Below are 10,721 nucleotides of genomic sequence, written 5' to 3' on the forward strand. Positions count from 1 at the left end.
TCGCCGTAGTCGGTCACTCCGTTGATGTCGACCGCAGGGATCGTTTCGAACTTGACCTTACCGCCTGCGAGATCCTGCAACTTGGTGGCGAATTCCAGTATGTCCCAATCGGAATCGAGGACAACCGAACGTTGCACCGCGCCGCTCAACTGATTCAACGTGCTGGGATTGCTCAATGTCTTGGCGCTCAACACGCTTCGAACGAGCGACGCCATGAAAACCTGCTGCCGCACGATGCGATCCAGGTCCCCGCGCGGCAGATCGTGCCGCTGTCGCACGAAGCTCAATGCGTCGGCGCCGGACAAGGTTTGTTCTCCCGCAGGGAAATTCGCTCCGGACAGAGGTTCGTCGACGGGGGCGTTGAGGCACACGTCCACGCCGCCGACCGCGTCGGTGAGCAACACGAAACCGAGTAGGCCGACCTCGGCGTAGTGATCGACTGTGATGCCGGTGAGGTCGGCAACGGACTCGATCAGTGCTTCGCGCCCAGCTTCGGTGGACTGACTCTCGGCGTCGGCGTCGGTGACGCCCTGTTCGACCAGTTCGAGTCGCCTGGTCTCCTTGGTCGCGCCGTACGCAGCATTGATCTTCGACATACCGATCCCCGGAACCTCCACGTAGGAGTCTCGCGGAATGGAGATCGCAGTTGCCGAGGAGCCGTCGTTCGGCACTCGAATGAGCACGATCGTGTCGGTGTTCGAGGCGACCTCGTCGCCGGCTCGCAGCGAATCGAGTTCCGCCTGAGACAGGGCATTGCCATGCGCATCGGTACGGCTGTCGGTGCCGACCATCAGGATGTCGACTGCGCCGTCTGCGCCGCCTCCGAGCCCGAGTCCACCGGCCGTGGCGATGTTCGAGCGCAAGCTGTCGACGCTGCGCCACGCAAACCCGGTGACCACCAGAACCAGAATGGCCAGCGAGGCGACGATGATCTGAGGACCCCGCAGCGCGGTGGCGTGGCGAGGCGTGGCCTGTTCTGCGTCCGTATTCACTGCCGAACGCGGCGTCGAAGAGGCGGTGCGACGGCGACCGTCGAACTCGCGCCCATCGCCGCTTCGAGACCGACGGCTGGGATCTTGACGGCTGGGATCTTGACGGCTGTGGTTCTCGCGGCGACGATTGTCGCGGTGACGGGAGCGGGACTCGTCCCGTGTTCCGTCCGACTCTCGTGGCACCGTGGCTTTCCTCTTCGGTTCGTAGTGTGTCCTGGTTTCGTACCTGTAACGGCTCTAAGGCTACTTGTGAAATCTCACTGCCTCGCTCAAGCTCGGGCGGCGTGCCACACTTTGCGACTGTGGCGAACATCCTTGTGACCGGAGCCGGGGGACAACTCGGACGACAGATAGTGGAACGCGCGGGCAGCCGAGAAGGGGAACACCACACGGTCGGCGCAACGAGCACCGAGCTGGACATCACCGACCCGGCGGCAGTCGCCGCCGCAGTAGTGCCGGGCATGGTCGTCGTCAACTGCGCGGCCTACACCGCAGTCGACGCCGCCGAAACCGACGAGGACCGGGCGATGGCGGTGAACGCCGACGGGCCCCGAAATCTCGCAGAGGCGTGTGCGCGCGTCGGTGCTCGATTGGTACACATATCCACCGATTACGTGTTCGACGGCACATCGACCACGCCGTACGAGCCGGATGCACCGACGGCCCCGAAGAGCGCGTACGGGCGCACGAAACTTGCAGGCGAACAGGCGGTACTACGGGCGCTACCAACCGGGCACGTCGTTCGGACGGCCTGGGTCTACACCGGCTCCGGATCCGACTTCGTGTCCACGATGCGACGGCTGGAGGGTGAGCGCGACACAGTGAGCGTGGTGGACGACCAGGTCGGTTCGCCGACCTATTCGTGGGATCTTGCCGGCGGAGTGCTCGAACTGGTCACTGCGCACCAGGTCGATGCTCCGATTCTGCATGCGACGAACGGTGGAACGGCGAGCTGGTACGAGCTTGCTCGGGCCGTGTTTGCCGGGGTAGGTGCCGATCCGGACCGGGTGAAGCCGTGTTCGAGCTCGGAATTCGTGCGTCCGGCACCGAGGCCCGCGTTCTCGGTTCTGTCCGCCGATGCCTGGGCTCGGGCAGGACTCACTCCGCTACGCGATTGGCGCGACGCGCTCGCCGACGCGCTGGCTGTTTCAGGGCCGGCCGCCACGTGACGGCTGCGCACCGTCGGGGCGCAATCGGGGGAACGATAGTGTTGCGCGCGTGAGTTCCAAGCTGGCCGTCGTGACGGTGACCTATTCGCCCGGTGAATATCTGGATCAGTTCTTGAGTTCGCTCTCGACGGCAACGACCGAGACTCCACAGGTCATCATGGCCGACAACGGGTCGACCGATGGTTCCCCCGAAGCGGCTGATGCTGCCTATCCGAATGCCCGCCTGTTTCGTACGGGTGCAAACCTCGGGTACGGCGGCGCTGTGAACCGTGCGGTTGCCGAGGTCGACGACAGCGTCGAGTTCATCGTCGTCGCGAATCCGGATGTCCGTTGGCACCCGGGCTCGCTGGACGGACTGTTGGCCGCCGCGCAGCGGTGGCCGCGTGCCGGCGCGCTCGGCCCGCTCATCCGCGAACCCGACGGCAGTCGCTACCCCTCGGCTCGCTCGGTCCCCGACCTCACCTCGGGCGCGGGCCACGCCCTGCTCGGCAAGATCTGGCCGAACAACCCATGGACGGCGCGGTACCGACAGGACAACGAGGCTGTGACGGAGCGAACAGTCGGCTGGCTGTCCGGCTCGTGCCTTCTGCTCAGGCGTGCCGCGTTCGATTCGGTGAACGGGTTCGACTCCCGTTACTTCATGTACATGGAGGACGTGGACCTCGGAGACCGCCTCGGAACAGCCGGCTGGCTCAATGTCTACGTTCCAGAAGTCGAAGTTACCCACTCCAAAGGGCATGCGGCAGGTAGACATCCGGAACTGATGCTTCCGGCCCACCACACGAGCGCGTACCGCTTTCAGGCCGATCGTCACCCACATGTGTGGCAAGCTCCCCTTCGATGGGCGCTGCGCGCGGGCCTGGCAGCGCGCTCGAAGGTGGTTGTGGCTTCGGCACTTCGAGCGCGACAGATCGACGATCGGGAACAGCGATGACAACAGAGAGGCCGACGATGTCAGCTGACACGAGCAAGACGACCGATGCTGTGATCCTTGTGGGCGGCAAAGGTACTCGGCTCCGGCCGCTCACCTTGTCGGCGCCGAAGCCGATGCTTCCCACCGCCGGACTACCGTTTCTGCACCACCTGTTGGCGCGTATCAAGGCTGCGGGAATCGATCACGTCGTCCTCGGCACATCGTTCAAAGCAGAGGTGTTCGAGGAACATTTCGGTGACGGTTCCGCACTCGGCCTCGAACTCGAGTACGTCACCGAAACCGAGCCGATGGGCACCGGCGGAGGCATCCGTAACGTCCTGCCGAAACTCCGCGCGGACACTGTGCTCGTGTTCAACGGCGACGTACTCGGCGGCACCGATCTGACCGCGGTTCTCGACACTCACCGCAGAACCGAGGCCGACGTCACGCTCCATCTCGTCCGGGTAGGGGACCCTCGGGCATTCGGCTGTGTCCCGACCGACGAGGATGGCCGCGTCACCGCGTTCCTCGAAAAGACGCAGGACCCGCCGACCGACCAGATCAACGCAGGCTGTTACGTGTTCAAGCGGGAGATCATCGAATCGATCGCGCACGATCGCCCGGTGTCCGTCGAGCGCGAGGTGTTCCCGGCGCTTCTTGCAGAGGGCAAGCGTGTCTACGGCCACGTCGACAGCGCATATTGGCGCGACATGGGAACACCGGAGGACTTCGTCAAGGGCTCGGCCGATCTGGTTCGCGGCATCGCACCGTCCCCGGCCCTGAACGGGACGCGGGGTGAGTCACTGGTTCACCCGAGTGCAGGCATTGCACCGGGTGCACTACTGATCGGCGGAACAGTCATCGGCCGCGGCGCGGAGGTAGGCGCCGGCGCGCGGCTCGATGGCGCGGTCGTGTTCGACGGAGCCAAAATCGAGGCAGGCGCCGTGGTGGAGCGGTCCATCATCGGTTTCGGCGCTCGTATCGGTCCGCGTGCCCTCGTTCGTGACGGCATCATCGGCGACGGTGCCGACATCGGTGCCCGCTGCGAGCTTCTGCGTGGCGCTCGGGTGTGGCCCGGGGTCAAGCTTCCCGACGGCGGTGTGCGCTTCTCAACCGACGTCTGATCGTCGCCGATCAGCGTTGGCGGGCCAGTTCGACAAGGTGCGAGATCGTGTCGGCCTCGGCGTTCGCAGGGAGGTCGTGGACTGGCCACCAACGTAGGTCGGTCGACTCCTCGCTCCGCACCGCGGTGGTTCCCGCCGCAGCGCGGACCAGGAATCTCAGATCGAGGTGACGGGTCGGCTTGCCGAGCGAACACGTGATCGGGTGGGTGTTCGCCGACAGGAGTGTCGGCTCGATCGTGAGTTCGTCGATGCCCGACTCTTCGCGCGCCTCGCGCATCGCCGCGTCGAGGACGGTCTCGTCCGAGGGTTCGCAGTGCCCGCCGAGCTGGATCCATCGCCCGACGCGGGGGTGCAGCGTCAGTAGCACTTGCTCGCCCGACTCGTCGAGTACCAACGAGGATGCGGTGATGTGTCCGGGTTCGTTACTGCGCAAGCAACCGTCGGGGCTCCCTGCGAGAAACGCGAGCATCGTGTGCCGCAAGGAGTCTTCGTGGTGATCGAGCACCGGCCACTCCTCCAGAGCGGCGACAGCAGAGTCGTGTAGCGAGCGAGCGCTCATCTCACATCTCCAGTAGTTCAGCGCCGAGATCGCGCGGTGCGCGAGGTGTCGAAAGTTCCACCGGATGGCCGATTGCGATGGCGCCCATAGCTTTCCAGTCCGCGCGTAGGCCGAGCTCGGCGCGCACCAGATCCGAGGCGAAGATCGTCGAACCGATCCAGCAACTTCCGAGGTCTCGAACGGCCAGCGCGACGAGCAATCCCTGCACCGCAGCTCCGACGGCCACGGTGAACATCGTTTCCTCTGCGCGGGTGCGGTGTTCGTCGGGGTAGGTGTGCGCGCCGTCGGGCACGCAGAACGGAATGACGATCTCGGGAGCGTCGAACAGGATCCTTCCGCGCGCGACACGAGCATCTATCCGACCCTCGTCCAGGCCGTCGGACCGCAGGTCTTCACGCCACTTCTCCGTCATGCGGTCGAGCAACCGGGTGCGCAGTGCGGGCGTGCGCACCCAGACGAACCTGACCGGTCGAGTGTGGTGTGGCGCGGGCGCAGTGAGCGCATCGGCTACCGCGCCACGGATGTCCTCGGGGTTTACCGTCTCGTCGGAGAACGAGCGCACCGACCTACGCAGCAGTAGCGCTTGTCGTCGTCCGCGCACGATCGACTCTTCGGTGCCGAGCCAGAACAGGTCGTCCTCGCCCGGACGAACCAGATCTCGGGCGCGCGAACCGTCGTCGACAGGTGTGAGACCCCGCACGACGGCAACCGGTACCGACCCGAGCTTGCCCTTGACGAGATCGCCTGCGGCGGCGATCTCGTCGGCTACGGCGACTTCGGTCACGATCAGCTCGTTGCCCTGGCTGTCCTCGGCGCCCGCATAGGCATGGACCACGGCGAGGCCTGCGCTACCGATGGCCGCGTCCGTCTGTCCGATGCGCCATGCCCTACCCATCGTGTCCGTGACGACCACGCCGACGGACACGCCGAGCAACTGGGCAAGCGAGTTGCGGAGAGCGGATGCGCTCTTGTCGGGATCCTCGGGCAACAGCGCGAGTTCGGCGCCGTCCACATTGGAGCCGTCGATTCCCGATGCTGCCTGAACGATGCCGAGGCGGTTCTCGGTGATGAGTGTGCGCCCCTTGCGCGCAACTATCCGGACTGCCTCCTGGTCCACGAGTACCCGACGTGCAGCGTCGCGTTCCTCCAGATCGACAGGTGCGTCGACGAGCCTGCCTTCGACCTTGGAGATCACCTTGCTCGTGACGACCAGGATGTCGTTCTCGCGGATCCATGGTGCATGCTCGGCGATGGATGCAGCGAGATCGTCCCCCGGGCGAAATTCGGGAAGACCACGCACAGGCAGGATTTCGATGCTTCCTCCCGGGGCGTGATCGGTCGGTACCGTACCGGTCACAGCGTCAGACCCGCCGATCGCAACGCCACAGCGGCCATCTCTGCGGTTGTTCTCGGGTCGGTCATGAGCAGTGGAACGCTGACGACGTCGACCCCTGGCACCGCCGCGGTGTCGGTCGAGTGAATCATCCACGTATCGAGGATTCCGGTGTCCGACCGTGCGCCGTAGTATCTTCCGACAGCTTCGGCGCTCGTGTCGACGCCGATGACCGAGAGGCATTCGTCGGCCATCCCGCGCAACGGTTTCCCGTCGACGACGGGGGACAGGCCGACCACCTTGGCTTCGGTGGTACGGAGCGCACTGCGTATTCCGGGCACGGCGAGGATGGCGCCGACGCTCACTACCGGGTTGGACGGAGCGAGGATCACGGCGTCGGCGCTCTCGATCGCGTCGAGTACGCCTGGCGCTGGAGTTGCTTGCTCGGCGCCGATGTTCGCGAAGCTGTGCGTCGGTATCTGCGCGCGGTATCGAACCCACCACTCCTGGAAGTGAATTGCACGCCGAGATTCTCCCGAGGCGTCGTCGGGGTCTGTCACCACGACGTGTGTCTCGCTGCGATCGTCGGAGACGGGGAGCAGTCGGACGCCTGGCTTCCATCGGTTGCACAGCGCTTCGGTCACTGCGGACAACGGGTATCCAGTGCGCAGCATCCGACTGCGAATGAGATGGGTTGCCATGTCTCGATCTCCGAGCCCGAACCAATCGGGATCGGCGCCGTAGGCCGCGAGTTCGTCTCGTGCGTGCCACGTCTCCGCGATTCGGCCCCATCCGCGTTCGGTGTCGATTCCGCCGCCGAGTGTGTACATGCACGTGTCGAGATCGGGGCAGATTCTGAGCCCGTGCATCCACACGTCGTCGCCCACGTTGACGACGGCGGTGATGTCGCCGTCGTCACCGAGAAGGGTATTGAGACCTTGGAGGAAACGAGCTCCTCCCACACCACCGACCAAGACAGTCACTTTCACAGGTCGAAAGCCTATGCCGTGTGGCCGTGCGGTGCGTGGGCGCCCGCCGTTCCGGCGAGCTCACCGCATGTTCGACGGGTATTTTTCGGGCGCGACACGCGCAAGACGGGCGCAGATCCTTCGAGGGTGCCGATTCGGGGGTTCTAGATGGTATTGCAAAATGGTTCATCGGCTTGACCGCGACGCACTCCGGCGTGTCTAATCACATGTATGTCATTCCAAGGTTTCCGAGTGAGTTCACTTGGAGGCGGCCTTGATTCGAACATGCGTTCTCATGCGGCGTGATCCTTGTGGGCAACGTGTAGTAGAGGTCGAGGGTTTGAATGTGACTGTGAATGGCTACGAATACCGGCGCGGGGCAAGGTGTTCGGAACCGACCGGCAATATCTGCGCTAGTAAATGGTGAGGAGGCGGAAGCGATGTATGACCAGCACGTGACACGTGAACAACGGGGAGAGTCCCCTGCTCACCTCAGCGCAGTCGACGACGCGCCGCAGACCGATTCCGAAGCAGGCGCAGCACGAGGCGACTGCGCGATCAGTATCGACAACGATGTATCCGGCGACGTCCGTTCGGAGATCGTTCCGGTGGATGCGGCGTCCGCGTACGTCGTGCACACAGAGGCCGACATCGATTCCGATGATGACTCGGACGACGGCATCGCAGAACAGCTTTCGATGCGTGAGCCTGTGAAGCCGGCCCTGAGTCTCATCGCTGGTTTCGATCAGATGTTCGAGGAAATCGAAGATCAGTGGCAGGAACGTGCCCTCTGTGCGCAGACCGACCCCGAAGCGTTCTTCCCTGAGAAGGGAGGCTCGACTCGCGAGGCGAAGCGCATCTGCCTCGGCTGTGAAGTCAAGGACGAATGCCTGGAGTATGCACTCGCGAACGACGAGCGCTTCGGCATCTGGGGTGGTTTGTCCGAGCGTGAGAGGCGCCGTCTCAAGCGTGGAATCGGCTGAGACCGGCCTTGGGTCGACGCACGCCTCCGGTAGGCCGTCAGTCGTCGGCTGCGCAGTCAGTCTCCGTTTACGCAGTCAGTCCCCGTCGATGCCCGGATCCACCACATCGGGCTCGACTCCGAGGTAGGTGGCAACCTGCTCGACCAGCACCTCGTACAGCAAATCCTCGAGATCTTCAGGGTGCTTCGCCCGTCGTTCCAGCGGCCTCCTGAACAGGACTATCCGAGCGCGCGTAGCTTCGCCGCGCTTGTCGATGCCTGCAGGAACGAGTCGTGACAGCGGCACCGGGCCCTCGGCGACAACCTCAGGTGGCCAGTTGACGGACTCGGGATCCTTCGCGCGGATCTTCGGTACCTCGTCGACAGCGATATCGAGGCGCTCGAGCTTCTCATGCCACTTATGGTCGATTCGCGCGAAAGCTTCCAGTACGGATCGGTCGAATCTGTCTGCTCGCGAACGGTGTCCTGGCACGTTGTTGGGCAGTACAGGGCCGCGGATCCCCCGTCCGCGTCGTGCGGCAGATCGAGAGGTCGTTCTGCGTCCGGATGCACTTCGAGCCATGGCGTGAGGTTATCGGGGTCTGCTCGCGGTGTGTCGATCGGCTCGGCGAAAGAAGCGGGGGTTAGTCTCTCTGGTGTGAGATCTCTGCGTGGATGCTGCCGGCCTGGGTGCAACCGTTCGGCCGTTGCGACGCTCACGTATGTCTATTCGGATTCGACGGCTGTGGTCGGCCCCCTCGCCACCGTGGACGAGCCGCACTCCTGGGATCTGTGCGAGGTCCACGCATCGACCACCACGGCACCCAAGGGGTGGGAACTGGTTCGGTACGAAGGCGGCTTCACCACGTCGACGCCGGACGAGGATGACCTCACCGCCCTGGCGGAGGCCGTTCGCGAAGCCGGTCGTGGAGAACGTGGCAAGGAATCCGGCTCCGTCCGCACTCAGGAGGGTCGGCGTACGCCGGACTCGGCAACGGACCGCCGCCCGGGTTCGCCGGTACGGACCGGTCGTCGCGGCCATTTGCGGGTGCTTCCGGACCCCACGGCCTGATTCCATCGGCGCCATCGAAAACCATGTTCCGACGCAGCATCGTTCGAGTGAACGATGCGGGCATCATTTCTGTCACATCTGCCCTTTGTCGTCGCGCCGACCACACTCATCTATGACACATTCGTAGGTCGACGGACTGGAAAGACCCGTACTCGCGCACCACCCACCCGATAAACCCCCACCTGATCAATACGAGGAGTCGTTCGTGGCACGCACTGCCGAAGCCGTCAATGCAGTCATCAAGGCCTACGACGTTCGTGGGGTGGTGGGTGAACAGATCGATGCGGCCTTCGTCCGTGACGTCGGTGCGTCGTTCGCACGATTGGTGAAGGACTCCTCGGTGACGCAGGTTGTCATTGGGCACGACATGCGTGCGTCGTCGCCGGAGCTGTCGAAGGCCTTTGCCGACGGCGTCACCTCCCAAGGGCTGAATGTCGTGCACATCGGCCTTGCATCCACCGACCAGCTGTACTTTGCGTCCGGCATGCTCGACTGCCCCGGTGCAATGTTCACCGCCAGCCACAATCCGGCGAAGTACAACGGCATCAAACTGTGTCGATCCGGCGCCAAACCAGTCGGACAGGACACCGGCCTCGCGACGATCAAGAGCGAGTTGGTCGATGGGGTCCCGTCCTTCGATGGTGAGCCGGGCTCGGTGACCGAGCGTGATGTGCTGAGCGACTATGCAAGTTTCGTCAAGAACCTGGTCGACCTGTCGCAGGTGTCCGGTGTGAAGATCGCGGTCGATGCCGGCAACGGCATGGGTGGTCACACCGTTCCCGCGGTGTTCGAGGGCTTGCCCGTCACGGTCGAACCGCTCTACTTCGAGCTCGACGGGACCTTTCCGAATCACGAAGCGAACCCGCTCGACCCGGAGAATCTGAAGGACCTGCAGAAGTTCGTTCTGGACACGGGCGCTGATATCGGACTCGCGTTCGACGGTGACGCCGATCGGTGCTTCGTCGTCGACGAGAAGGGAGACCCGGTGTCGCCCTCGGCGGTGACCGGACTCGTCGCCGAGCGCGAGTTGGCGAAGGAGCCGGGCGCGACGGTGATCCACAACCTGATCACCTCGCGAGCTGTCCCCGAGTTGGTGACCGAGCTCGGCGGCACCCCGGTGCGGACGCGGGTCGGCCATTCGTTCATCAAGCAGCAGATGGCGGACACCGGTGCCATCTTCGGTGGCGAGCACTCGGCGCACTACTACTTCAGGGACTTCTGGTGTGCGGATTCGGGGATGCTGGCTGCGTTGCACGTGCTTGCCGCGCTCGGCTCTCAGGATCGTCCGCTGTCCGAGTTGATGAGTTCCTACGAGACCTACTCGGCGTCCGGGGAAATCAACTCCACTGTCGCCGACGCTGCCGAGAGGACCACTGCGGTACTGGAGGCGTTCGCCGATCGCACCGTGTCTATCGATCGACTGGACGGCGTGACGGTCGACTTGAAGGACGGCGCCTGGTTCAACCTCCGAGCGTCCAATACCGAGCCGCTGCTGCGTCTTAACGTGGAGGCTCGCAGTTCATCCGAGGTCGATGCACTCACCTCGGAGATTCTCGACGTGGTCCGGGCCTGACTGGAATAGTGGACGTGTCCGTGGGTATACGGGCACCATCACATGTGAGGCATACGA

General features: G+C 64.2%; 11 protein-coding genes. 6 read left to right on the plus strand and 5 right to left on the minus strand.

Annotated features, from left to right (window positions below; translation table 11 throughout):
- Window positions 1–947: LCP family protein (locus A2J03_RS01890; protein ID WP_197480572.1), on the minus strand; the 947-nt coding region annotated here is incomplete at its 3' end.
- 347 nt (window positions 948–1,294) lie between these two features.
- On the opposite strand from A2J03_RS01890, the gene rfbD reads away from it, so the two are divergent.
- From rfbD to A2J03_RS01905, 3 genes are read left to right on the plus strand one after another with little or no spacing between them, the layout of a single operon-like run.
- Window positions 1,295–2,161: a dTDP-4-dehydrorhamnose reductase gene (gene rfbD, locus A2J03_RS01895; protein WP_068368975.1), complete on the plus strand. Its 867-nt coding sequence runs from the start codon at window positions 1,295–1,297 to the stop codon at window positions 2,159–2,161.
- Window positions 2,162–2,210: 49 nt separating this feature from the next.
- Window positions 2,211–3,095 (plus strand): glycosyltransferase family 2 protein, encoded by an 885-nt coding sequence (locus A2J03_RS01900; RefSeq protein ID WP_068368978.1) that lies wholly within the window; start codon window positions 2,211–2,213, stop codon window positions 3,093–3,095.
- A gap of 17 nt (window positions 3,096–3,112) precedes the next feature.
- Window positions 3,113–4,198, plus strand: coding sequence for a sugar phosphate nucleotidyltransferase (locus A2J03_RS01905; RefSeq protein WP_068368995.1), 1,086 nt, complete (start codon window positions 3,113–3,115; stop codon window positions 4,196–4,198).
- A 10-nt stretch (window positions 4,199–4,208) separates the two neighbouring features.
- Here the strand turns inward: A2J03_RS01905 and A2J03_RS01910 are convergent, their stop codons facing one another.
- Genes A2J03_RS01910 through cofD form a run of 3 tightly spaced genes read right to left on the minus strand, consistent with a single transcriptional unit; the run spans window position 4,209 to window position 7,079 of the window.
- Entirely contained in the window at window positions 4,209–4,757 is a 549-nt protein-coding gene (locus A2J03_RS01910; protein ID WP_068368981.1) for an NUDIX hydrolase, read from the minus strand.
- Window position 4,758: 1 nt separating this feature from the next.
- Window positions 4,759–6,114 (minus strand): coenzyme F420-0:L-glutamate ligase, encoded by a 1,356-nt coding sequence (locus A2J03_RS01915; protein ID WP_068368984.1) that lies wholly within the window; start codon window positions 6,112–6,114, stop codon window positions 4,759–4,761.
- Window positions 6,111–7,079, minus strand: coding sequence for a 2-phospho-L-lactate transferase (gene cofD, locus A2J03_RS01920; RefSeq protein ID WP_068368987.1), 969 nt, complete (start codon window positions 7,077–7,079; stop codon window positions 6,111–6,113). The genes A2J03_RS01915 and cofD overlap by 4 nt, the downstream gene beginning before the upstream one ends.
- Window positions 7,080–7,807: 728 nt before the next feature.
- On the opposite strand from cofD, the gene A2J03_RS01925 reads away from it, so the two are divergent.
- Window positions 7,808–8,041, plus strand: coding sequence for a WhiB family transcriptional regulator (locus tag A2J03_RS01925; protein ID WP_027496498.1), 234 nt, complete (start codon window positions 7,808–7,810; stop codon window positions 8,039–8,041).
- Between the two features lie 75 nt (window positions 8,042–8,116).
- Here the strand turns inward: A2J03_RS01925 and A2J03_RS01930 are convergent, their stop codons facing one another.
- On the minus strand, window positions 8,117–8,602 hold the full coding sequence (locus A2J03_RS01930) for a metallopeptidase family protein (RefSeq protein WP_068368990.1): 486 nt from the start codon (window positions 8,600–8,602) through the stop codon (window positions 8,117–8,119).
- A gap of 75 nt (window positions 8,603–8,677) precedes the next feature.
- On the opposite strand from A2J03_RS01930, the gene A2J03_RS01935 reads away from it, so the two are divergent.
- A complete protein-coding gene (locus A2J03_RS01935) occupies window positions 8,678–9,091 on the plus strand; it encodes a DUF3499 domain-containing protein (RefSeq protein WP_197480571.1) in 414 nt (137 codons plus the stop codon).
- Between the two features lie 205 nt (window positions 9,092–9,296).
- Entirely contained in the window at window positions 9,297–10,664 is a 1,368-nt protein-coding gene (locus A2J03_RS01940; protein ID WP_068368993.1) for a phosphomannomutase/phosphoglucomutase, read from the plus strand.
- Window positions 10,665–10,721: the final 57 nt, after the last annotated feature.

Origin of the sequence: Rhodococcus sp. EPR-157, assembly GCF_001647195.1 — a bacterium.
Lineage (GTDB): Bacteria > Actinomycetota > Actinomycetes > Mycobacteriales > Mycobacteriaceae > Rhodococcoides.

What these genes read in the sequence shown, in the direction of transcription:
- A2J03_RS01930 (WP_068368990.1), bottom strand. Translation starts at nt 8,602, where the DNA reads ATGGCTCGAAGTGCATCCGGACGCAGAACGACCTCTCGATCTGCCGCA.
- A2J03_RS01910 (WP_068368981.1), bottom strand. Translation starts at nt 4,757, where the DNA reads ATGAGCGCTCGCTCGCTACACGACTCTGCTGTCGCCGCTCTGGAGGAG.
- A2J03_RS01905 (WP_068368995.1), top strand. Translation starts at nt 3,113, where the DNA reads ATGTCAGCTGACACGAGCAAGACGACCGATGCTGTGATCCTTGTGGGC.
- A2J03_RS01925 (WP_027496498.1), top strand. Translation starts at nt 7,808, where the DNA reads ATGTTCGAGGAAATCGAAGATCAGTGGCAGGAACGTGCCCTCTGTGCG.